Origin of the sequence: Serratia sp. CY31944, from assembly GCF_052169175.1 — a bacterium.
In the GTDB taxonomy this organism is placed as follows: Bacteria; Pseudomonadota; Gammaproteobacteria; order Enterobacterales; family Enterobacteriaceae; genus Serratia; species Serratia sarumanii.
This window is the reverse complement of the sequence record NZ_JBJNLG010000003.1, coordinates 137,178-158,268: the sequence shown is the minus strand read 5'-3', so window position 1 is coordinate 158,268 and position 21,091 is coordinate 137,178. Positions and strand designations below refer to the sequence as shown.

Annotated in this window: 21 protein-coding genes and 1 other RNA gene; 7 read left to right on the top strand and 15 right to left on the bottom strand. The window is 61.3% G+C overall.

Going from position 1 to position 21,091, the window contains the following annotated elements; genetic code table 11:
- Positions 1-7 precede the first annotated feature (7 nt).
- Both ACJ8IN_RS04785 and ACJ8IN_RS04780 read right to left on the bottom strand, forming a co-directional pair.
- Positions 8-1,354, bottom strand: coding sequence for an amidase (locus ACJ8IN_RS04785; protein WP_060424056.1), 1,347 nt, complete (start codon positions 1,352-1,354; stop codon positions 8-10).
- Positions 1,354-2,067, bottom strand: a complete 714-nt coding sequence (locus ACJ8IN_RS04780; protein ID WP_033635845.1) for a DUF2848 domain-containing protein — start codon at positions 2,065-2,067, stop codon at positions 1,354-1,356. The genes ACJ8IN_RS04785 and ACJ8IN_RS04780 overlap by 1 nt, the downstream gene beginning before the upstream one ends.
- A 162-nt stretch (positions 2,068-2,229) precedes the next feature.
- On the opposite strand from ACJ8IN_RS04780, the gene ACJ8IN_RS04775 reads away from it, so the two are divergent.
- Positions 2,230-2,874, top strand: coding sequence for a GntR family transcriptional regulator (locus ACJ8IN_RS04775; protein WP_170929847.1), 645 nt, complete (start codon positions 2,230-2,232; stop codon positions 2,872-2,874).
- A 219-nt stretch (positions 2,875-3,093) separates the two neighbouring features.
- Here ACJ8IN_RS04775 and ACJ8IN_RS04770 read toward each other — a convergent pair whose 3' ends face one another.
- From ACJ8IN_RS04770 to ACJ8IN_RS04755, 4 genes are all read right to left on the bottom strand, one after another.
- Positions 3,094-3,411: a BrnA antitoxin family protein gene (locus ACJ8IN_RS04770; protein ID WP_033635847.1), complete on the bottom strand. Its 318-nt coding sequence runs from the start codon at positions 3,409-3,411 to the stop codon at positions 3,094-3,096.
- Positions 3,374-3,697, bottom strand: a complete 324-nt coding sequence (locus ACJ8IN_RS04765; RefSeq protein WP_308326014.1) for a BrnT family toxin — start codon at positions 3,695-3,697, stop codon at positions 3,374-3,376. The genes ACJ8IN_RS04770 and ACJ8IN_RS04765 overlap by 38 nt, the downstream gene beginning before the upstream one ends.
- 76 nt (positions 3,698-3,773) lie before the next feature.
- Positions 3,774-4,520: an SDR family oxidoreductase gene (locus ACJ8IN_RS04760; protein WP_047570630.1), complete on the bottom strand. Its 747-nt coding sequence runs from the start codon at positions 4,518-4,520 to the stop codon at positions 3,774-3,776.
- Between the two features lie 95 nt (positions 4,521-4,615).
- Complete coding sequence (locus ACJ8IN_RS04755) at positions 4,616-4,849, bottom strand: hypothetical protein (RefSeq protein ID WP_047570628.1); 234 nt, start codon at positions 4,847-4,849, stop codon at positions 4,616-4,618.
- Positions 4,850-5,038: 189 nt separating this feature from the next.
- On the opposite strand from ACJ8IN_RS04755, the gene ACJ8IN_RS04750 reads away from it, so the two are divergent.
- The 3 genes from ACJ8IN_RS04750 to ACJ8IN_RS04740 are packed head-to-tail and all read left to right on the top strand — an operon-like array spanning position 5,039 to position 7,660.
- Entirely contained in the window at positions 5,039-5,698 is a 660-nt protein-coding gene (locus tag ACJ8IN_RS04750) for a response regulator (protein WP_033654056.1), read from the top strand.
- 4 nt (positions 5,699-5,702) lie between these two features.
- Positions 5,703-7,121 carry an ATP-binding protein gene (locus ACJ8IN_RS04745; protein WP_033635852.1) on the top strand — a complete coding sequence of 473 codons (1,419 nt, stop codon included), beginning with the start codon at positions 5,703-5,705 and terminating at the stop codon, positions 7,119-7,121.
- The gene (locus ACJ8IN_RS04740) at positions 7,118-7,660 is read left to right on the top strand and encodes a GNAT family N-acetyltransferase (protein WP_060424061.1); all 543 of its coding nucleotides are present in this window, start codon (positions 7,118-7,120) and stop codon (positions 7,658-7,660) included. Before ACJ8IN_RS04745 ends, ACJ8IN_RS04740 begins: the two co-directional genes overlap by 4 nt.
- On the opposite strand, the gene ACJ8IN_RS04735 is transcribed toward ACJ8IN_RS04740, so the two are convergent.
- From ACJ8IN_RS04735 to ACJ8IN_RS04700, 8 genes are all read right to left on the bottom strand, one after another.
- Positions 7,657-8,622, bottom strand: coding sequence for a quinone oxidoreductase family protein (locus ACJ8IN_RS04735; RefSeq protein ID WP_060424062.1), 966 nt, complete (start codon positions 8,620-8,622; stop codon positions 7,657-7,659). The genes ACJ8IN_RS04740 and ACJ8IN_RS04735 overlap by 4 nt on opposite strands.
- A 108-nt stretch (positions 8,623-8,730) precedes the next feature.
- Positions 8,731-11,610, bottom strand: coding sequence for an aminomethyl-transferring glycine dehydrogenase (gene gcvP / locus ACJ8IN_RS04730; RefSeq protein WP_033635855.1), 2,880 nt, complete (start codon positions 11,608-11,610; stop codon positions 8,731-8,733).
- Between the two features lie 92 nt (positions 11,611-11,702).
- The gene (gene gcvH, locus ACJ8IN_RS04725; RefSeq protein WP_047570623.1) at positions 11,703-12,089 is read right to left on the bottom strand and encodes a glycine cleavage system protein GcvH; all 387 of its coding nucleotides are present in this window, start codon (positions 12,087-12,089) and stop codon (positions 11,703-11,705) included.
- Between the two features lie 46 nt (positions 12,090-12,135).
- Positions 12,136-13,233 (bottom strand): glycine cleavage system aminomethyltransferase GcvT, encoded by a 1,098-nt coding sequence (gcvT, locus tag ACJ8IN_RS04720; protein ID WP_308326016.1) that lies wholly within the window; start codon positions 13,231-13,233, stop codon positions 12,136-12,138.
- A gap of 507 nt (positions 13,234-13,740) precedes the next feature.
- On the bottom strand, positions 13,741-14,943 hold the full coding sequence (gene ubiI, locus ACJ8IN_RS04715) for an FAD-dependent 2-octaprenylphenol hydroxylase (protein WP_060428903.1): 1,203 nt from the start codon (positions 14,941-14,943) through the stop codon (positions 13,741-13,743).
- Positions 14,944-15,023: 80 nt separating this feature from the next.
- On the bottom strand, positions 15,024-16,202 hold the full coding sequence (gene ubiH / locus ACJ8IN_RS04710; protein ID WP_308326017.1) for a 2-octaprenyl-6-methoxyphenyl hydroxylase: 1,179 nt from the start codon (positions 16,200-16,202) through the stop codon (positions 15,024-15,026).
- A 1-nt stretch (position 16,203) separates the two neighbouring features.
- A complete protein-coding gene (gene pepP / locus ACJ8IN_RS04705) occupies positions 16,204-17,520 on the bottom strand; it encodes a Xaa-Pro aminopeptidase (protein ID WP_041036580.1) in 1,317 nt (438 codons plus the stop codon).
- A 55-nt stretch (positions 17,521-17,575) separates the two neighbouring features.
- Entirely contained in the window at positions 17,576-18,154 is a 579-nt protein-coding gene (locus tag ACJ8IN_RS04700) for a YecA/YgfB family protein (protein ID WP_033635861.1), read from the bottom strand.
- Between the two features lie 319 nt (positions 18,155-18,473).
- Between ACJ8IN_RS04700 and zapA the strand changes: the two genes are divergently transcribed.
- From zapA to ACJ8IN_RS04685, 3 genes are all read left to right on the top strand, one after another.
- Entirely contained in the window at positions 18,474-18,803 is a 330-nt protein-coding gene (gene zapA / locus ACJ8IN_RS04695) for a cell division protein ZapA (RefSeq protein WP_004931621.1), read from the top strand.
- Positions 18,804-18,843: 40 nt separating this feature from the next.
- Positions 18,844-19,026: non-coding RNA, 6S RNA (gene ssrS, locus ACJ8IN_RS04690), on the top strand.
- A 52-nt stretch (positions 19,027-19,078) separates the two neighbouring features.
- Positions 19,079-19,687 (top strand): 5-formyltetrahydrofolate cyclo-ligase, encoded by a 609-nt coding sequence (locus tag ACJ8IN_RS04685; protein ID WP_039567918.1) that lies wholly within the window; start codon positions 19,079-19,081, stop codon positions 19,685-19,687.
- A 48-nt stretch (positions 19,688-19,735) separates the two neighbouring features.
- Here the strand turns inward: ACJ8IN_RS04685 and serA are convergent, their stop codons facing one another.
- Positions 19,736-20,974 carry a phosphoglycerate dehydrogenase gene (gene serA / locus ACJ8IN_RS04680; RefSeq protein ID WP_025304156.1) on the bottom strand — a complete coding sequence of 413 codons (1,239 nt, stop codon included), beginning with the start codon at positions 20,972-20,974 and terminating at the stop codon, positions 19,736-19,738.
- Positions 20,975-21,091: the final 117 nt, after the last annotated feature.

Here is a 21,091-nt window from a genome sequence, read left to right as displayed (position 1 = left end):
CGGAAAATCACGCCTCGGCAAGACGGCGTTCGATTGCCAGCGCCCATCCCAGCAGCGCCTCATCACACATCGGCAAGCCCGCCAGCATCAGGCCGATCGGCGCGGCGCCCGGCCGCTGGCAGGGCAAGGACAGCGCACAGCCGTCGAGGAAATTGACGATCGCGGGATTGCGCAGCATCAGTCCGTTGCAACGGAAGTAGGCATCATCCGCCGCCAGCTCGCCGATAGTTGGCGCAACCATCGGCACGGTCGGCATCAGCAGAGCGTCAAACCTCTGCAGCTCCGCCGTAACCCGCCGCTGCCAGTCGGCGCGTTGCCGCTGCAACAGCTGCAGATCGGCGTCGCCCAGGGATGCGCCGCGGCGAATGCGCGACAGCACCCGCGGGTCATAGCCATCGCCCCGTTCACCGATCAGTGCCCGATGCCAGCGCCAGGACTCCAACGCGGTGAAACCACCGTTGGCATTGAATGCGGCCAGTTCGGCGAACGCCGTAGCGGGAATGAATTCAATCTGCGCCCCCGCCTGAGACAGGCATTGCAGGCTGCGCTGGAATGCCTCGGCAACCGCCGGCTGCAGTTCATCCAGCACCACCGTTTGCGGCACGGCAAAATGCGCCTGCGCCAAGCTTTTTTGCGGCACCCGCAGCGGGCTGTCGGCAATCAGTGCGTCCAGCGCAATACAGCTGGCGACGTCATGAGCAATCACGCCGATCGAATCCAGCGAAGGCGACAGCGGCAATAAGCCCGCGTCATTGATGCGCCGTGCAGTGGGTTTATACCCGGTCAACCCGCACAGCGCGGCGGGAATGCGTACCGACCCGCCGGTATCGCTGCCAATCGCGCCCAGGCACATGCCGTCGGCCACCGCCACCGCCGCACCTGAAGAGGAGCCGCCGGGAATGCGTGCCGCCTGGCGCTCCCAGGGATTGGCCGGCGTCCCGTAATGCGGGTTGATGCCCAGCCCGGAATAGGCAAATTCCGTCATCGTCGTTTTGCCCACCACCACCGCGCCGGCTTGCAACAGCCGTTCCACTACCGCAGCGTGCTTTTCCGCGGGCGGCGCGTCGGCTAACACGCGCGAGCCCGCCGTGGTCACCTCACCGACCACGTCAAACAGATCCTTGATTGAGACAGGCACGCCATCCAGCGCCGACAGCGGCGAGCCGGCGGCACGCCGCCGATCGGAGGCCTGCGCTTGCCGTTGCGCCCACTCGGCGTAGGTTCGCGTAAACGCGCGCGCCCCCTCTCCCCGCTCATCGGCGATCTGCGCCAAAGCGGCGGCGGTCAGCTGCGCTGCGGTGAACTCACCGCTAGCCAGGCCGGCGCTGGCCTGCATCAACGTCAGCTTTTTCATCACGCCACCACCGGCAGTTCAATGCTGCGATAACCGTGACTGATGGTGCGCCCAAGCACATCGTCCACCAGTTCCATGCGAAACTCGCCGGCCGGTCGAATGCCGCCGATCGCCGCTACCGTGCCGCAAGTCATCGCCAACCCGTCGGGCGTTTGCGGTTGCGCCAGCCCGCACTCCGGCGGCTGCATACCGGTGAAGTAACGCTCCAGCAAATCACCGGGCGTACGCAGCGCGGCAAGGCTGCCCTGTTGATACAATCGCCATTCGCCCTCTTCCTTGATCCACGAACGCAAGATCAAACTGTCCCAATGTTCCAGCACCTCCTGCAGCGGCCAGGCGGCTCGCGCCACCGGTTTAACGCAAATCTGTTTCGACAGCGCCACGCTGTGCGCTTCGAGTTGACGATCGGTGTGATCGGACGCCAATGACACGAACAGCTCGCCGCGATGGGCAAAAATCAGCGGCTCCGCTTCGCCGGACGTCGCGTTGCCAATGACTTCAATGGTCTCTTGCTGGCTCAACTGATTGGCGGCAACGCGGTAAAACAGGGGGATTGCACTGGGCTGGGGCACGCCCAGCTCGGCCAATTCACGAATATGGTGCAAGATCGCTTCGCGATCGCGCCCGGTCCAACCGGCGATCACCAGATGATCAATCTCAACATTCAACGTCGCCGCGCCGCGGGATTCAGGTAAAGTGAAGGTCAGTCTCATGGCAGTTTCGTCCCTCTTGTTAAAACACTGTGAAATTTCACTATATCTTTAGTTACCAAATAAGCGATTTTCATGCCATGTTTTTGTGTACTATGTCTAAAAACTTTCTTCTTGCAGGAGCAAAACGTGAAGACTGTTGACGCAGAAAGCCCGCAGCGCCCGATGACGGAAGAAGCCGGCGTCTCACTGAACGAGCTGGCCTACCGGCGCTTCAAACAGGCGCTGGTCACACTCAGCTACAAGCCGGGCGAATATCTCAATACCGCGCAGGTGATGAACGATCTGGATATGGGCAGAACGCCGATCAATCAGGCAATCCACCGCTTGGCCAACGAGGGGTTACTGCAGGTCATCCCGCGCAAAGGCGTGATGGTTTCACCGTTGTCGATGGACGATGCGTTGGAATTGATCGAAGTAAGGCTGGCTAACGAGATGCTGTGCATGCAGCTGGCGAGCCAGAGGATTACCGAGAGGCAAATCGCGACGCTGACCGAACTCAATCGGCAAATCGAAGCCGCGAGCCAGGAGCGAGATAGAGTGCGAATGATGACACTCGATCATGAGTTTCACCAGGAGCTGGCGCAGATCGCCGGCAATAACATGCTGGCGGATATCCTGAGTGTGCTGCACGCCAGGGCGCAGCGTTTTTGGGCCAGCACCCTGTCGCGGGAAGGGCATATGCGCGAAGTGATCGACGAACACCGGGCAATTATCGCCGCGTTGGCCGCACAAGACAGCGCCGCCGCCGCCGAGGCCGCGCAGGCGCATATCTTGTCATTCCGCAGCGCGCTGCTGCACGACGGGTAACCCCGCGGCGCAGGATATTACCGGGAATAGTTATGATGACCCTGTTCTGCCGATGAGCAGGAGATAAACGGTCACATTTCACGTTCCACGGAATGACCGTTTTATAGTTTTGACCGAGCTCCGTCGAGAGGTGGCCGACGTTGGTAGACGTTGCCTTAAAAAACAGCAAAAAAATCCGGTGAGAATCTCACCGGACCGTTAGCCACCACCTGACACAAATTATTCCTCGTGCTCATGCTCTTTCAACATCGCCTCACGCAGCACAGCGTTCAGGCGTTTCTGATAGCCCTTGCCTGGCCGCTGAAGCCAGGCCAACACATCCGCATCGATTCGGATGGTTTTCGATACTTTCATCGGTTTATAAAAACGCCCCTGAACCGCAGCCTGCCACTTCTCCTCACCCAGGGCCGGGGCATCGGTATAATCGATATCCTCATCCGGCAGCGCGCTCAGTGAAGCAATTTGCGCTTTCTGCTCCTCCGTCAACGGAGGGAGTACGCTATGCGCCAGATTTTTGGCTGAATTTTTGCGCTTCATATCTTCCCCTCTCTTTGGCATCGGCCTTGCGTGCTGAAATGATGCGCACGATCTCTACGGCATCGCCTTCGACATCCGTTTCGGTCGTCGTATGTGCCACCAGCAGCAACAAACAGGAGCCGACCATACCGAGCGTTTGCCAGCGTTCTTCTCCATCCTCAATCCTTTCCAGCACGGCCAAATGGTTGGGATCCAGAAAAACCCGTTGCGCAATCTCAAAACTGACGCGGTGTTTACGCTGGTTGCTGTGATTTTTATCCTGATTCCATTCAAAATAAAAATACATTTTTGTAACTACATTTTGATTGTTATTTAATCAAAATACACTCCGCACGACGGGATGTCAAAACCCCCTCATGCATTCAACGCCCGCCTGCTGCCTCGATAAAAGTGCCGGTCACGTAAGACGCAGCGTCAGACAGCAGCCAAGCGATCGCCTCCGCCACTTCCTGCGGCTGCCCGCCGCGCTGCATCGGTAAACTGTCCTTCACGCGATCCACCCGGCCGGGCTCGCCGCCGCTGGCGTGCATCTCGGTATAGATGAATCCGGGCCGTACGCCGTTGACGCGGATGCCCTGCGCCGCCACCTCGCGCGATAACCCGATGGTCAGGGTATCGACGGCGCCTTTCGAGGCGGCGTAATCGACGTATTCCCCCGCGGCCCCCAACCGGGACGCCGCGGAGGAAACGTTGACGATAGCGCCGCCCTGCCCGCCATGGCGCAGCGCCATGCGCTTCACCGCCTCGCGGCAACACAGGAAGTAACCGGTCACGTTGGTGCCGAGCACCTGATTGATGCGCTCGGCGGTCAACTGTTCAATGTTCGCCTGCTGGAACAGAATCCCGGCATTGTTGACCAGCGCGCTGAGCGTGCCCAGCCCGGCGTCCAGCGTAGCGAACATCGCCATCACCTGCGCCTCGTCGGCCACGTCGGCCTGCAACGCCAGCGCCTTGCCGCCCTGCGCCTCAATCTCCGCCACCACCTGCCGCGCCGCGCTTTCGTCGCGCAGGTAATTCACACCCACCGCATAGCCCTGCCGGGCCAGCAGCAAAGCGGTCGCGCGACCAATTCCCCGGCTCGCGCCTGTGACCAATGCCACTGTCGTCATATTGTTTTTCTCTGGTTGGCGATATCAACACAGCGGCCTGCGCGCAGGCGCCCCGTTTGCCCGTCAGAGTATAGAGCCGCGCTCTAAAAAACGCTTTAAAGCTGAGCCAGGCGCCGCAGCTGCTTTTTAATGCGCGCTTTGACGCAGCCGTAGGCGTCCGGCGTCGTCACCTGATGCATCCGTTGCAAGCCGGCAGCATGCAGGCCGCTATGGCCATGGCTCTGTGTGTCGCCGCGAAAAGACAGCATCAACAGAACGAGCACGGCCGCCACGCCTGCATATATCAGCCGCCGCGAGGTGCCCGCGGGCGGGGAACCGTCAGTCAGCATGTTTCGCTCCTTCTGTTGTGGTATCGAATGGCAGCAAAATAACTGAAATTCCCTCTTGCTCCCTTAACGCGAGATTAAAGCCAGATTAAGGTTTGCTTAAGAACGTGCAGGCAGTGCAGGTTTCCCCGTTGTCTTCCCGTCAACGTTATAGTTAGATAAGCGCGACTCAAAGATCTCAGCGGAAAAAACGTGAACATACTGTTGGTGGAAGACGACCTGCAATTAGGCAAGGCGCTGTGCCGCGCATTGGAGCTGGCCGGCTTTAATTTATGCTGGGTGCGCCTGCTCGCCGACGCGGAAAATAAACTTTCATCCGGCGGGTTCGATTTGATGCTGTTGGATCTCACGCTGCCGGACGGCGACGGTTTGCAGAAGCTGATCGCCTGGCGGGCCGCCGGGCAAAATATCCCGATCATCATCCTGACCGCTCGCGACCGCATCGAAAGCCTGGTGAACAGCCTGGACTCCGGCGCGGACGACTTTCTGGCCAAACCCTTTGCGCTACTCGAACTCATCTCGCGCGTCAAGGCGGTCAACCGGCGTATGGCCGGCTTTGCTTCGCAAACCTGGAGCCTCGGCACGCTGTATCTCGATCCGGTCAACCATCAGGTGACGCTGGATAACGAGCTGCTGATGCTGTCGAAAAAAGAGTATCACCTGTTGCACGAACTGATGCGCTGCGCCGGCACCGTGGTGCGCAAAGCGGTGTTGGAGCAGCGGCTGTTCGGCCACGGCGACAGTGTGGAAAGCAACTCGCTGGAAGTGCACATGCATAATTTACGGCGCAAGATCGGTAAAGAAAGGATTATTACCGTACGCGGCATTGGTTATTTGCTGAAGAAAGAGTAGCGGCATGATCGGTTTTAAATCCTTCTTTATGCGCACCATTATTTTCCAGGTGCTGGCCATTTTATTATTGTGGGGGCTCCTCGTCGCCTGGGTGAAATATTGGTATTACCCCGACATGGAGAAATATTTCGATAATCAGCAACGTATCGTCGCCGCAGGCATCGCCAATATTCTCGATGAAACCGGCACTGACAATATCGATTATCTCGGCATCATCAAGACCATTGAAGGCATGTACATTGATTCCATCAATAATGGCATGCAGGATCAAATCGACTATCACCCGCTGTTCGTGGTTTACGATCGGGACAACCGGATGCTTTACAGTTCGCTGACGCAGGGAGAACCGCTGCGCCTGCCGCCTTCGGTGCTGTCCGGCTCCGTTAAATACGCCGGCGCCAACTGGCATCTCGCCGGCAGTTGGAGCGAAAAGCGTCAGTATCGGGTCATCGTCGGCGAATCGTTCAACGATCGCACCACGCAGTTCGGCAATCCGGCGGAAAGCACCGCCGTACCGCTGCTGGGCATTCTGGCAGCCATCATCGTCACCTTGTTATTTACCGCCTATTTCAGCCTGCGGCCGCTGCGCCAGATCGCCCGCACCATCTCCGATCGCCAGCCGGGCAACCTATCGCCGATCAATGTCAGCGAGCAGTATCAGGAAATCCGGCCGGTGGTGGTGGAGGTCAACAAACTGATGGCACGCATCGACGCCGCCAATCAGCGCGAGAAACGCTTTATGGCCGATGCGGCGCACGAACTGCGCACGCCGATCGCCGCCGTGCTGGCGCAGCTGCATCTGCTGACCCAGGTCAGCGAGCAGCAGGAGCGCCGGGAGATCATCGGCGACATGCAGCAGGGGCTGGATCGCGCGGCGTCGCTGTCGCGCCAGCTGATCAACCTGGCCAAGCTGGAGGCGGAAGATTTTCCGCTGAAAATCGAGGCGGTGGACATCTACGCAGAGATCGGAAAATGCATCGCGCAGCACGTCCCCTATGCGCTGGAAAAGGATGTGGAACTCTCGCTCGACGGCAGCGAGGACGTGGTGGTAACCACCGATCGCCATGCGCTGATCGCCATCTTCACCAACCTGCTGGACAACGCACTCAAGTACGCGCCGCCCGGCAGCCGCATCGAAGCCCATATCCGTTCGCTGGCACCGCTCGGCTGCTATATTACGTTGCGCGACAACGGCCCCGGAGTGAGCGAAGAGCACCTTCCGCGCCTGTTTGAACGCTTTTACCGCGTGCCCGGCACGCAGCAGACCGGCAGCGGACTGGGATTGGCCATCGCCCGGAACCTGGCCGACAAGATCGGCGCGCAGCTGCGCGTCACCGAAGGCCTCGACGATCGCGGCATCGGTTTTATTATCGATTTGCCGGAAAGTTACCGGCCACAGACTGAGAGTGAACAACGATCATGAGCGCCCCTGTCCTGCTGCAACGGCAGCAACTCGACCGACTATGGGATATTGACCGCAGCGAAATCATCGACACCCTGTATCGCCTGCAGGACGGTAAGCTGCAAGCCTACCCGGACTACTACGACGTGCGCGGTTGGGATCCGCACGACCGGGAAACCTATACGCCGATCCACGAAGCCTGCTTCGATCGCGGCGGCGCGTTTTTCGCGCGCTTCGAAGGCGAGGAGATCGTGGCGGCGGCGGCACTGGACACCGAGCCGCGCGGCCCGCAGCGGGATCTGCGCCAGCTGCTGTTCTTTTATGTCAGCGCGCACAAACGCGGCCAGGGGTTAGGCAAGCAGCTGTTCCAGCTCTGCCTGCGTCAGGCGGCGCAAGAAGGCGCCGCCGGGCTGTACGTCTCCTCCATCCCCAACAAAAGCACCGTAGACTTCTATCTGGCGCAAGGGTGCCGGCTCATCGAGCGCCCGGATGCCGAGCTGTTCGCCCGCGAGCCGGAGGATATTCACCTGGTCTGCCCCTTGCTAGCGGCAGGAACTTAGCGGGCGATGCGTATCACCGAACGCACGTCGCTTTTCTTGTTCAGATCCCATACCTCGGCGATCTCCGCCAGCCCGTGCTCCTGCGTCTCGATAGTGAGCGCGCCCGTTGCCGCCAGCGCCAGAATTTCGGTCGCGTAGCGCTGCATCTCCGGGATCGGCGGGAAGTTGCCGGTGCCGCTGCCGAGGATCTGCAGCTGATTGCTGCGCAGCACCGCCGCCGGCAGCCGGATGTCCGGCGCGGCCATCGAGCCGACGTTGACCAAGCGAATGCCGCGCCCGCCGGCGTAAGACGAGAGATCGTGATTATTGAGCGTCGCGAGCAGCGCTTCGGTCGCCGGGCCCCAGATATAATCGACGATCACCTGATAACCGCCCGGCCCCGCCGCCGCCGCGAAGGCCTGCGTCAGCGCCTCGCCCTGCAGGCTCAGATCCACCGTGGCATCCACGCCCAACGCTTCCAGCACGCTCAGCCGACGGCCGGCGGCAACGATGCGCCCGGCTCCCGCCTGACGCGCCGCGGCGACCGCCAGTTTGCCCGAGGTGCCGGTAGCGCCGATGATCAGCACCGTTTCACCGGGCTGCAGATCCGCCCGCCAGCGCAGCGGCAGCCAGGCGGCGAAGGCCGGATTGATCAGCGCCGCCGCCGTGGCGTCGTCCACCGCCTCCGGCACCGGCACCGTCCATGACGCGACGCTGCGCTCAGCCATCGCGCCGTAAGGGCGGCGGAAGGAGGCGAAATACACCCGTTGCCCGTCGGCCGTCCGGCCCACGCCGTCGGTGCCGGGTACGATCGGCAACTGCTTCGGGCTGGAGTAATGGGTGCCGGCGACGGTGGCGCGATCCAGCTGTTTGATGCCGGCCGCCAGAACGTCGATCGGCACTTCATTCGCCTGCGCCTGAGGCTCCTCAAAGGTGCCGAAAACCGGGGCTTGCCCCAGCGCTGTTACGATTGCCGCTTGCATGGTGACTCCTCAAATCGTGGGAACGTACGGGAAAGAATAGGCCGCAATAAAATAAAAAGGGACACCGCATGATGCGGTGTCCCCCGAACACAAACTTTGCCGAACGTGTTATTCGTAGTCGCTCATCGGCACGCAAGAGCAGAACAGGTTACGGTCGCCGTACACGTCATCCAGACGCTTAACGCTCGGCCAGTACTTGTTCTCGCGCACACCGGCCACCGGGAACACCGCCAGCTCACGGCTGTACGGATGCTGCCAGTCGTTAACCAGCTCAGCCTGCACGTGCGGCGCATTCACCAGCGGGTTGTCTTCCAGCGGCCATTCGCCTTTGGCGACGCGGTCGATCTCGCTGCGGATCGCCAGCATCGCATCGATAAAGCGATCCAGCTCCACTTTGCTTTCCGACTCGGTCGGCTCGACCATCAGCGTGCCCGCCACCGGGAACGACATGGTCGGCGCGTGGAAGCCGAAGTCGATCAGGCGCTTGGCGATGTCCATTTCGCTGATGCCGGTCTCTTCCTTCAGCGGACGAATATCGAGGATACATTCGTGCGCCACGCGGTGATCGCGGCCGGTATACAGAATCGGATAGGCGTCTTTCAGGCGGGTAGCGATGTAGTTGGCGTTCAGGATCGCCATCTGGCTGGCCTGCTTCAGGCCTTCCGCGCCCATCATGCGGATGTACATCCAGCTGATAGGCAGGATGGAGGCGCTGCCGAACGGCGCCGCGGAGACCGCGCCCTGCTGGGTGGTTACGCCGTCGATCTGCACGACGCTGTGGCCCGGCACAAACGGCGCCAGGTGCGCTTTCACGCCGATCGGGCCCATGCCCGGGCCGCCGCCGCCGTGCGGGATGCAGAAGGTTTTATGCAGGTTGAGGTGCGAAACGTCCGCGCCGATATAGCCTGGCGTGGTGATGCCCACCTGGGCGTTCATGTTGGCGCCGTCCAGATACACCTGGCCGCCGAACTGATGCACGATCTGGCACACTTCGCGGATGGTTTCTTCATACACGCCGTGGGTCGACGGGTAGGTCACCATGATGCAAGAGAGCTCTTCGCCCGCCTGCTCCGCCTTGACGCGCAGATCGTGCAGATCGATGTTGCCGTTCTTGTCGCAGGCGACCACCACCACGCTCATGCCCGCCATCTGGGCGGATGCCGGGTTGGTGCCGTGCGCGGAGCTCGGGATCAGGCAGACGTGGCGGCCCGCTTCGTTGCGGCTTTCGTGGTAGCGGCGGATCGCCAGCAGGCCGGCGTATTCGCCCTGCGCGCCGGAGTTCGGCTGCATGCACACCGCGTCATAGCCGGTCAGCTGCACCAGCCACTGAGACAGTTGGCCGATCATCTGCTGGTAGCCGGCAGCCTGCTCCGGCGGGCAGAACGGGTGCAGCTCGGAGAATTCAGGCCAGGTGATCGGGATCATTTCCGCCGCGGCGTTCAATTTCATGGTGCAAGAGCCCAGCGGGATCATCGCCTGGTTCAGCGCCAGATCTTTGCGCTCCAGGCGATGCATATAGCGCATCATCTCGGTTTCGCTGTGATAGCGGTTGAATACCGGGTGGGTCAGGATCGGATCCTGACGCAGCATGGCGGCCGGGATCGATTGACTGCTCTTGCTCACCGCCGCGTCCAGCGCGTCGATGTCCAGGCCGTGGTTGTCGCCGGCCAGCAGTGCGAACAGCGTCTGCACGTCTTCGCGCGAGGTGGCTTCGTCCAGCGTGATGCCTACGGCGCCGTGGATATCGGTACGCAGGTTGATGCCGAAGCTCAGCGCGCGTTCCAGCACCGCCGCTTTGTCTTTCACTTCAACGGTCAGGGTGTCGAACCAGGTGTTGTGGCGCAGCGTCAGGCCGGCCTTCTGCAGCCCGGCAGCCAGAATGTCGGTCAGGCGATGGATACGCCCGGCGATGCGCTGCAGCCCTTGCGGGCCGTGATATACCGCATACAGGCTGGCGATGTTGGCCAACAGCACCTGCGAGGTACAGATATTCGAGTTGGCCTTCTCGCGGCGGATATGCTGCTCGCGGGTCTGCATCGCCATGCGCAGCGCGGTGTTGCCGGCGGCATCGCGGGAAACGCCGATGATGCGGCCCGGCATCGAGCGCTTGAACTCGTCGCGGCAGGCGAAGAAGGCGGCGTGCGGGCCGCCGTAGCCCATCGGCACGCCGAAGCGCTGCGCGGAGCCGAACACCACGTCGGCGCCCTGCTTGCCCGGCGCTGTCAGCAGCACCAGGGCCATGATGTCGGCGGCCACGCTGGTGATGATTTTGCGCGATTTCAGTTCGGCCAGCAGCGCGCTGTAGTCGTGCAGCTCGCCGGTGGTGCCCACCTGTTGCAGCAGCACGCCGAACACGCCGTCCAGCTCCAGCACTTTTTCCGCTTTATCGACGATGACGTCGAAGCCGAAGGTTTCGGCGCGGGTGCGCACCACGTCCAGCGTCTGCGGATGCACGTCGTCAGCCACGAAGAAGCGGTTGGCGTCTTTCAGCTTGCTGGCGCGTTTGGCCAAGGCCATCGCTTCGGCGGCGGCGGTAGCTTCATCCAGCAGCGAAGCGGAAGCCAGATCCAGGCCGGTCAGATCGAGGGTCACGGTCTGGAAGTTCAGCAGCGCTTCCAGACGGCCCTGCGACACTTCCGGCTGATAAGGGGTGTAAGCGGTGTACCAGCCCGGATTTTCCAGCATGTTGCGCAGGATCACCGGCGGCGTCAGCACGGCGCTGTAGCCCATGCCGATATAGGATTTGTAGCGCTGATTCTGCGAGGCGATCGCCTTCAGCTCAGCCAGCGCCTGGTGTTCGGTCGCCGCGTCGCCGACCGGCGGCGGCCCCGGCAGCTGAATGTCCGCCGGCACGATCTGTTGGATCAGCGCGCTGAGCGAGCGAGCGCCCACCGCTGCCAGCAACTCCTGGCGTTGTTCCGCAGAAGAGCCGATGTGGCGTTCGATGAACGCTTCGCTGTGTTCGAGTTGGCTGAGTGTCTGGGTCATTGCTACAAATTCCTGAATGCTTGCGTGATACGGGATATAGCTTGAACGGTAACTAAAACGCCCCGGCCGAAAGGCCTGGGGCGTGGTCACGATTACTCGTCGATCGAGGCCTGATAAGCCGCGGCGTCCAGCAGGTTCGCCAGCTCGCCTTCGTCGGTGGCTTTAATCTGGAACAGGAAGCCGTCACCGTAAGGTTCGCTGTTGACCAGCTCCGGGGAGCTTTCCAGCTCGCCGTTCACCGCCACGATTTCGCCGCTGATTGGCGCGTAAATGTCCGACGCCGCCTTGACGGACTCCGCCACAGCGCAATCTTCACCGGCGGCGACGCGGCGGCCCACTTCCGGCAGATCGACAAACACCATATCGCCCAGCAGTTCCTGCGCGTGTTCGGTGATGCCTACGGTGTAAACGCCGTTACCTTCTGCACGAACCCACTCGTGGGAGGATGCGTATTTCAATTCTGTTGGCACATTGCTCATCGCCGGTTACTCCTTCGAAGAAATAAAAGAATCAATCAATAAAAAATCAATTTGTCAGCGGCTTGCCGGCGCGGACGAAACCGGGCTTGGTCACTTTGACCGGCATTTCACGGTTGCGGATCTGCACGATGGCCTGCTCGCCGATGCCCGCCGGCACGCGCGCCAGCGCGATGCTGAAGCCCAGCGTCGGAGAGAACGAACCGCTGGTGATCACGCCTTCGTGGGTTTGCCCCGCCGCGTCGGTGAAACGCACCGGCAGCTCATTACGTAATACGCCTTTTTCCGTCATGATCAAGCCGACCAGTTGCTCGGTACCCTGCTCGCGCTGTTGTTCCAGCGCTTCGCGGCCGATGAAACGGCGATCTTCCGGCTGCCAGGCGATGGTCCAGCCCATGTTGGCGGCCAGCGGTGAAACGCCTTCGTCCATCTCTTGCCCGTAGAGGTTCATGCCCGCTTCCAGACGCAGCGTGTCGCGCGCGCCCAGACCGGCCGGCTTGACGCCCGCGGCCAGCAATTTTTGCCAGAAATCCGCCGCCTGCGCTTTCGGCAGCGCGATCTCATAACCGGCCTCGCCGGTGTAACCGGTGGTGGCGATGAACAGCTCGCCGGCCTGTACGCCGAAGAATGGCTTCATGCCTTCAACCGCGCTTTTTTGTTCCGGGGTGAACAGCGTGCCGGCGCGCTCTTTGGCCTGCGGGCCCTGCACCGCGATCAGCGCCAGATCGTCGCGCACCGTCAGCGCGACGCCATACGGCGCAGCGTGCTCTTCGATCCAGGCCAGGTCTTTGTCGCGGGTGGCGGAGTTCACCACCAGGCGGAAATAGTCTTCAGTGAGGAAATAAACGATCAGGTCGTCAATCACGCCGCCGGAGGCATTCAGCATGCCGGTGTACAGCGCTTTGCCGGGTTGGGTCAGTTTGGCGACGTCGTTCGCCAGCAGGTAGCGCAGGAACTCGCGGGTGCGGGCGCCGTGCAGATCCACGATGGTCATGTGAGACACGTCGAACATGCCTGTATCCTGACGCACCGCGTGGTGCTCATCAAGCTGCGAGCCGTAGTGCAGCGGCATCATCCAGCCGTGAAAGTCTACCATGCGCGCACCGCACGCCACGTGCTGGTCGTACAGTGGGGTTTGCTTTGCCATCTTTTCCCTCTTTCCACTCGTCGCTAGAAGTTAGGGTGCTGCCACGCAATGCGGCGGAGCCTGGCTCGCGGCCCGATCGCCATGGCGCACTGACTGCTCAACACAAATGCTGCGCCGGGACGGGCGAAAACCGCGTGCAACCGCCGTGACGCAAACGATACCTTTCCCTCGAACTTATCACCGAACGACCACATTAACCATAAGTTAAAATAGGCTCATCGCCGTTCCGGGGCGGTAAAATGCCGGGTTAGTGTGCAGAGTTTTTCACTGGAAAAATGCGCTTTAAGGCACAAAATTAACAATTAAAGCGGCAAAACTCCGAAGTTATATAACAAACCGGCGGCCGTACATGAGATTCCGACTTTTGATAACCGAACATGGAATTAGAAAAAGTAATGATAAAAAGCGGCTGAAATTAGATTATTTCAAATGAAGGGTTATATAAGGAAAGACGATGGCATAAGGCGAGAAGCGCGAGCCCGCGGAGGGCTCGCAGAAGGCAGGATGTCAAGCAAGCCACTCGGGCAGATCGTTCAGGCCCATCGCCTGACGCACCAGCTTCGGCTTGACGCCCGGCAGGCTATCCGCCAGCCGCAGGCCCACGTCGCGCAGCAGCTTTTTGGCCGGGTGGTTGCCGTCGAACAGTTCGCGGAACCCCTGCATGCTGGCCAGCATTACCGCCGCGCCATGTTTGCGGCGGCGCTCATAGCGGCGCAGATAGAGGTGCTGGCCGATATCCTTGCCCTGCCGCTGCAGGCGGCGCAGTTCGGAAATCAGCTCGGCGGCGTCCATAAAGCCCAGATTCACGCCCTGCCCGGCCAACGGATGCACGGTATGCGCCGCATCGCCCACCAGCGCCAGGCGGTGCGCGGCGAAACTGCGCGCATAGCGGCCGGTCAACGGGAACGCCAGCCGTTCGCTTTCCAGGCTGCAAGCCCCCAGGCGCATGTCGAAGGCCATCGCCAGTTCGCGGTTGAACTGCGCCGGTTCCAGCTGCTTGAGCCGCTCGGCGTCTTCCGGCGTCACCGACCAGACGATGGAGCTCAAATGCGGATCGTTGAACGGCAGGAACGCCAGAATGCCGTCGCCGTGGAAAATTTGCCGCGCCGTCGCCTGATGCGGCTCTTCGGTGCGAATGGTGGCGACCAGCGCATGGTGGCGGTAATCCCAGAAGGTAAGCGGAATGTCGGCGTGCTGGCGCAGCCACGACTGGGCGCCGTCGGCGCCGATCACCAGGCGGGCGGTCAGCATGCGGCCATCCTCCAGCGTGACGAAAGCGTCGTTCTCGCCCCACGCCACCTGCTTGAGCGCGGCCGGGGTAATCAGCGTGATGTCCGACAGGCTTTCGGCGCGTTTCCACAGCGCCTGCTGGATCACCGAGTTTTCGATGATGTGGCCAAGATGGCTGAAGCCGCACTCGTCGCCGCGGAAGGCGATTTTGCCGAAGCTGTCGCGATCCCACACTTCCATCGCGTTGTAGGCGCTGGCGCGCAGCTGGAGAATGTCGTCCCACACGCCGATGTGCTGCAGCAAACGCTCGCTGGCGGCATTGATGGCGGAGACCCGCAGCGCAGGCTGCTCCGACGGCGGCGCCATATCCGGCTGGCGCTGCTCCAGCACCGCCACGCGCAGCCCGCTGCCCTGCAGGCCGCAGGCCAACGCCAGCCCCACCATACCGCCACCGGCGATAATCACGTCAAATGATTGCATGCTGCTCGATTTCCTTAAATAACGCGCGACGCCTTGCCGCGCCGCGTTTTGGGCGCGCCACAGGGCGCCCGATTCTGTGTCTAACGTTCCACCCAGCCCAGCGTACGCTTGGCGAAGGCGTCGCGCACCGCCGGCAAACGCTCCATCGCCATCAGCCCCAGGTTGCGGCCGACCACCAGCGGGGCATACCGGTTGGCGAACAGGCGGATCAATCCGTCGGTCACGCCGATCGTCGCCTGCTGATCGTTTTGCCGCCGCTGCTGATAGCGGCTAAGCAGCGCATAACCACCGGCGTCTTCGCCGCTGTTCACCGCTTCTGCCAGCGTTTCCGCCAGCGACATCACGTCGCGCAGACCGAGGTTGAACCCCTGCCCGGCGATCGGATGCAGCGTCTGCGCCGCGTTGCCCACCAGCGCCAGACGATGGCTGACATGGCGATCGGCGGTCAGCAGGCTGAGCGGATAGCTGTGCCGTTTACCGGCCTTGAGGATGCGCCCCAGCCGCCAGCCGAAGGCCTGTTGCAGCTCGGCGATAAAACGCTCGTCGTCCCAGGCATCCACCCGGGCGCGATCTTCGCGCGCATGGCACCACACCAAAGAACTGCGCCCCTGCGACATCGGCAGCAGCGCCAGCGGCCCGTAGCGGGTAAAACGCTCGAAGGCGCGCCCCTGCGGATCTTCCGCCGTGGTGACGTTGGCGATGGTGGCGAACTGCGGATAGTCCTCCTGCCGCCACTGCACGTTGCAGGCCTGCGCCAGCGCCGAACGCGAACCGTCGGCCGCTACCAGCAGTTGCCCGCGCAGGCGCAAACCGGTATCCAGTTGTACTTCCGCCCGCTCGGCGGTGCGAATCACGTCCACCACCCGCGCGGGGCAGTGCAGCGTAACGCCCGGCGCCTTCGCCAGCAGCGCAAACAGCCGCTGCCCGGCGTCATGCAGTTCGATCACCTGGCCAAGCGCATCGACCTGATAATCCTGCGCCTGCAGATTCACGAAACCGGCGTGGCCGCGATCGCTGACGTGCACCTGAGCGATCGGCGTAACGCAGTCGCGCAGCGCCGGCCAAACGCCGATGCGCGCCAGCTGTTGGCAAGTGCCCTGCGCCAGTGCGATGGCGCGGGCGTCAAAGCCCGGATGGCTGCGGTCATCCGGCCGAGTCGCCTCGACCAGATCCACCGCCATTCTTCCCTGAGTAAGCGACGAGATAGCCAGCGCCAGCGTCGCGCCCGCCATACCGCCACCAACGATAATTACGCTCATTTTATGACCTTGCCGCCGCCATCAACGCTTCGATGGCATCGGCGTCTTTCACCACGGTAGCGGTCAGATTTTCATTGCCGTCGGCGGTGATCACGATGTCGTCCTCGATGCGGATGCCGATGCCGCGGTATTCCGCCGGCACGTCCGCATCCGGCGCAATGTACAGCCCCGGTTCCACGGTCAGCACCATGCCCGGCTCCAGCAGCCGATCGCGGCTCGGCGTGCCGTAGTGGCCGACGTCGTGCACGTCGAGGCCCAGCCAGTGGCTCAGCCCGTGCATGAAGAACTGCCGGTGCGCCTGCTCGGCGATCAACTGATCGACTTCACCTTTCAATACGCCCAGTTCCACCAGCCCGACCACCATGATGCGCACCACTTCGTCGTTGACTTCGCGGATGCTGGTGCCGGGTTTAAACAGTTCCAAAGCGCGCTGCAGCGACGCCAGCACGATGTCGTACACCGCGCGCTGCGGCTTGCTGAACTTGCCGTTGACCGGGAAGGTGCGGGTGATGTCGCCGGCATACCCCTGGTACTCACAACCGGCGTCGATCAGCACCAGATCGCCGTCGCGCATCTGGCTCTCGTTCTCGGTGTAGTGCAGGATACAGCCGTTTTCGCCGCTGCCGACGATGGTGTTGTAAGACGGGTAGCGGGCGCCGAGGCGGGTGAATTCATGGTGAATTTCCGCTTCCAGCTGGTATTCGAACATGCCCGGGCGGCATTTTTCCATCGCGCGGGTGTGCGCCAGCGCGCTGATCTCACCGGCGCGACGCATCACCGCCAGCTCTTCCGGCGATTTGAACAGGCGCATGTCATGCAGCCACGGCCGCCAGTCGGTCACGGTGGCCGGCGCCTGCAGATTCTGGCGGAACCCCTTGCGCAGCTTGTCCAACGCGCCGAACAGGATCTGATCGGCATAGGCGTATTCGCCCTGCGCGTGGTAGACCACGTCCAGGCCGTTGAGCAGCAGGTGCAGCTGGTCATTGATTTCATCGAACGGCAGCGCGCGATCCACGCCCAGCTTCGCCGGCGCGGCGTCTTGCCCCAGGCGGCGGCCAAACCAGATTTCCGCCGTCAGATCGCGCACCCGGTTGAACAGCACGCTGTGGTTGTGCGTTTCGTCGCTTTTGATCAGCACCAGCACCGCTTCCGGCTCATTGAAGCCGGTCAGGTACCAAAAGTCGCTGTTCTGCCGATAGGGATAGTCTGAATCTGCACTGCGCGTCGTTTCCGGCGCAGAGAAAATAACCGCCGCGCTGGCCGGCGCCATTTTCGCCAACAGCGCCTGACGGCGGTTGTTGAATTCCTGCTGAGTCATTACCTTCTCCTGAAATCATGCCATCCGCATCGCCGGCGGAGGGCCGATAGGACGTTTAGTGCAACGTCGGTTTGATGTTTTCCGGCGCCGTTGGCTTGTGACGGGTGAATTCGCCGTAGCACATGATGGCGGCAACCCGCACATACTCCGCCACTTCTTCCAGCGACTGCTCCAATTCTTCCTGATCTTCGTCTTCGTCGTAGCCCAGCTGCGCGATGTTGCGCAGATCGTCGATCGCTTCACCGACTTCGTCTTTCACCTGGGCCAGCTTGGGCTGCATCATGCCCAGCCCGAGCAGGAAGTGGTTGACCCAACCGGCCAGCGCGTCGGCGCGATCGAACACGCTGACGGCTTCCCCTTCCGGCAACATCAGTTGGAACAGGAATTCGTCGTCTTCCAGCGTTTCGCGTGTCACTTCATACAGCTGTTGCAGCGGTTGGCTGAGCGCCTGCGGGAAGGCGACGCCTTCGTTGGTCAGATCGTGCACCAGCGCCTGCCAGCCGGCATCACGGCTGCCGCCGCACAGCAGGCCGCTGATCAGGCCGTGCATTTCTGCCGCGGTCAGCGCCACCGACTGCTGGTTGAGGGCCACGGTCAAAGATTGGTAACTTGGAAATGTATTCTGTATAGACATGCGCATTCGTCATCGTTGGCAGGATAAGTTCGTGTTATGCTACCACCAAGGTCCGTCGCTATACCAGATAAGCGCGACACCTCAGTGGCTAGTTATAATCGCGATGTGGCAGGTTTCACACTGCGCCGGCGGGTGACGAAAGTGCGGTAAATACGCATTTTGAAACCCTTTTTTGACTGGCAATGTGCGCCACAGTAGATTACAACCAGGTACTGAAAAAGGGGTTGTATCTTGGTACCGAGGTATATATAGTGGCGCCCGCTTTGACGGCCCGGCCAGGGCGGACAAGGCTGGCGCGAAATTTAGGCAGGAAGGTGGCATGTCTGCACAACCGGTAGATATTCAAATTTTTGGCCGCTCGTTAAGAGTCAATTGCCCGCCAGAACAACAAGATGCGTTGAATATGGCGGCGGACGATCTTAACCAACGGTTGCAAGATCTTAAAGTTCGCACTAGAGTCTCCAATACTGAGCAACTGGTTTTCATCGCGGCATTGAACGTCTGTCACGAACTTGCTCAAGAACGGTTGAAAACCCGTGACTATGCGTCCAATATGGAACAACGCATACGGATGCTGCAGCAGACCATTGAACAAGCGTTGCTTGAACAAGGTCGCATCTCTGAACGTCAGGATGCACAATTCGAATAACTTAAGTTGTTGAAATCACAGTTTCGGCAACGAGTACAAAATTTCTCTGAGATGTTCGCCAGCGGGCCAGTCCCCTGAGCCGATATTTAGTACAAACAGAATGTGTTGCTCCGCGATCGGTGAGCACGCTCGGTGCGCCGAGAAGCCTTAAGATTGCGACGGCATGTTCACCTTGAACCATGGGTTCAAGGGTTACAGCCTGCGACGGCATCTCGGAGATTCCCCTTCTCAGCGGTTTATGTGTGCTGAACGCCACACTGAGCAAGCCTGATACGATGCCTTTTCAACCCCAATTCGCGCAGCAGCGCCAAGCCATTCGTCAACTCATACGCCAACGTCGGCGCGAGCTTACGCCGGGCCAGCAACGCTTTGCCGCAGACAAGATAGCCGAGCGCCTCGTCGCGCATACGCACATTAAGGCGGCGCACAGCATCGCGGTATTCCTGTCGTTTGACGGTGAACTCGACACCGGGCCGCTGATCGAGCAACTGTGGACGCTCGGCAAACGGGTTTACCTGCCGGTGCTGCACCCGTTCAGCCCTGGCCACCTGCTGTTCCTGCGCTATGCGCCGGAAACGCCGCTGGTGCGCAATCGCTTCAATATTCTCGAACCGCGCCTCGATGTGCGCCAGGTGCTGCCGCTGGGCGAGCTGGACGTCGTGCTGACGCCGCTGGTGGCGTTCGATCATACCGGGCAGCGTCTGGGCATGGGCGGCGGCTTTTACGATCGCACCCTGCAAAACTGGCGCAGCGGCGGCCCCTATCCTATCGGCCTGGCCCATGATTGCCAGCAGGTGGAGCACCTGCCGACCGAGCACTGGGATATCCCGCTGCCGGAAATCCTCACCCCGCTCTGCAGCTGGGCGTGGCACGAGCCCAAATAGCAAAAGGCCGGATCGCTCCGGCCTTTTTCGTTGCGGCGAGCCGCCGAATCAGAACAGCAGACGGGCGCGAATGGTGCCGTCGATGGCCTTCATGCGCTGCAGCGCGGCGTCGGCGCGTGCGGTTTCCGCTTCGATGTCGATCACCACGTAGCCGATTTCCGGCCCGGTTTGCAGATACTGTGCGGCGATGTTAACCCCCTCTTCGGCGAAGATCTGGTTAATCTGCGTCAGCACGCCCGGGCGGTTTTCGTGGATGTGCAGCAGGCGGCTGGCGTTCGGGCCATGCGCCGGCAGCGACACTTCCGGGAAGTTGACGGCAGACAGAGTCGATCCGTTGTCGGAGTATTTCGCCAGCTTGCCGGCCACTTCGTCGCCGATATTCTCCTGCGCTTCCTGCGTAGAACCGCCGATGTGCGGCGTCAGCAGCACGTTGTCGAACTCACACAGCGGCGAGTTGAACGGATCGCTGTTGGTCGCCGGCTCTTCCGGGAAGACGTCGATCGCCGCGCCCGCCAGGTGATTGCTGGCCAGCGCGTCGCACAACGCGGGAATATCCACCACGGTGCCGCGCGAGGCGTTGATCAGAATGGCGCCCGGTTTCATCAGCGCCAGCTCTTCCGCCCCCATCATGTTCTTGGTGGCCAGCGTTTCCGGCACGTGCAGCGTCACCACGTCGCTCATATTGAGCAGATCGGACAGATGGCGCACCTGCTGCGCGTTACCTAACGGCAGCTTGTTCTCGATGTCGTAGAAGAACACCTTCATGCCCAGCCCTTCGGCCAGAATGCCCAGCTGGGTGCCGATGTGGCCGTAGCCGATGATGCCCAGCTTTTTGCCGCGCGCCTCGTAGGAGCCCACGGCCAGTTTGTGCCACACGCCGCGGTGCGCCTTGGCGTTGGCGGCCGGAATGCCGCGCAGCATCAACAGCAGCTCGCCCAGCACCATTTCGGCCACGGATCGGGTATTGGAGAACGGGGCGTTGAAGACCGGAATACCGCGCTTGGTCGCCGCTTTCAGATCAACCTGGTTGGTGCCGATGCAGAAGCAGCCCACCGCCACCAGTTTTTCTGCGGCGGCGAACACCTCTTCGGTCAGATGCGTACGCGATCGGATGCCGACGAAGTGCGCATCGCGGATGGATGCCTTCAGCGATTCGGTGTCTAACGCACCCTTGTGGTATTCGATGTTGGTATAACCGGCGGCACGTAAATTATCGACCGTGCTCTGATGAACCCCTTCCACCAACAGGAATTTAATCCTGTCTTTCTCCAATGATACTTTTGCCATTTACCCGACCCTATGTTCAGACTTCAGAAGCGGCTGTGACGACACAGCTCCCATCCAACATAACAAAAATAACGCGGGCGGCAATACAAACGATTGCCTGCCCGGCAGGACAAGGCG

Bases quoted from the DNA above. Each gene is read 5' to 3' on its own strand.
- ACJ8IN_RS04785 (WP_060424056.1), bottom strand. From the start codon at position 1,354: ATGAAAAAGCTGACGTTGATGCAGGCCAGCGCCGGCCTGGCTAGCGGT.
- ACJ8IN_RS04755 (WP_047570628.1), bottom strand. From the start codon at position 4,849: ATGCTGACTGACGGTTCCCCGCCCGCGGGCACCTCGCGGCGGCTGATA.
- ACJ8IN_RS04770 (WP_033635847.1), bottom strand. From the start codon at position 3,411: ATGAAGCGCAAAAATTCAGCCAAAAATCTGGCGCATAGCGTACTCCCT.
- serA (WP_025304156.1), bottom strand. From the start codon at position 20,974: ATGGCAAAAGTATCATTGGAGAAAGACAGGATTAAATTCCTGTTGGTG.
- ACJ8IN_RS04775 (WP_170929847.1), top strand. From the start codon at position 2,230: ATGACGGAAGAAGCCGGCGTCTCACTGAACGAGCTGGCCTACCGGCGC.
- ACJ8IN_RS04700 (WP_033635861.1), bottom strand. From the start codon at position 18,154: ATGTCTATACAGAATACATTTCCAAGTTACCAATCTTTGACCGTGGCC.
- gcvH (WP_047570623.1), bottom strand. From the start codon at position 12,089: ATGAGCAATGTGCCAACAGAATTGAAATACGCATCCTCCCACGAGTGG.
- ACJ8IN_RS04760 (WP_047570630.1), bottom strand. From the start codon at position 4,520: ATGACGACAGTGGCATTGGTCACAGGCGCGAGCCGGGGAATTGGTCGC.
- ACJ8IN_RS04685 (WP_039567918.1), top strand. From the start codon at position 19,079: ATGCCTTTTCAACCCCAATTCGCGCAGCAGCGCCAAGCCATTCGTCAA.
- pepP (WP_041036580.1), bottom strand. From the start codon at position 17,520: ATGACTCAGCAGGAATTCAACAACCGCCGTCAGGCGCTGTTGGCGAAA.
- zapA (WP_004931621.1), top strand. From the start codon at position 18,474: ATGTCTGCACAACCGGTAGATATTCAAATTTTTGGCCGCTCGTTAAGA.
- ACJ8IN_RS04740 (WP_060424061.1), top strand. From the start codon at position 7,118: ATGAGCGCCCCTGTCCTGCTGCAACGGCAGCAACTCGACCGACTATGG.
- ACJ8IN_RS04735 (WP_060424062.1), bottom strand. From the start codon at position 8,622: ATGCAAGCGGCAATCGTAACAGCGCTGGGGCAAGCCCCGGTTTTCGGC.
- gcvP (WP_033635855.1), bottom strand. From the start codon at position 11,610: ATGACCCAGACACTCAGCCAACTCGAACACAGCGAAGCGTTCATCGAA.
- ubiI (WP_060428903.1), bottom strand. From the start codon at position 14,943: ATGCAATCATTTGACGTGATTATCGCCGGTGGCGGTATGGTGGGGCTG.
- ubiH (WP_308326017.1), bottom strand. From the start codon at position 16,202: ATGAGCGTAATTATCGTTGGTGGCGGTATGGCGGGCGCGACGCTGGCG.
- ACJ8IN_RS04780 (WP_033635845.1), bottom strand. From the start codon at position 2,067: ATGAGACTGACCTTCACTTTACCTGAATCCCGCGGCGCGGCGACGTTG.
- ACJ8IN_RS04745 (WP_033635852.1), top strand. From the start codon at position 5,703: ATGATCGGTTTTAAATCCTTCTTTATGCGCACCATTATTTTCCAGGTG.
- gcvT (WP_308326016.1), bottom strand. From the start codon at position 13,233: ATGGCAAAGCAAACCCCACTGTACGACCAGCACGTGGCGTGCGGTGCG.
- ACJ8IN_RS04765 (WP_308326014.1), bottom strand. From the start codon at position 3,697: ATGTATTTTTATTTTGAATGGAATCAGGATAAAAATCACAGCAACCAG.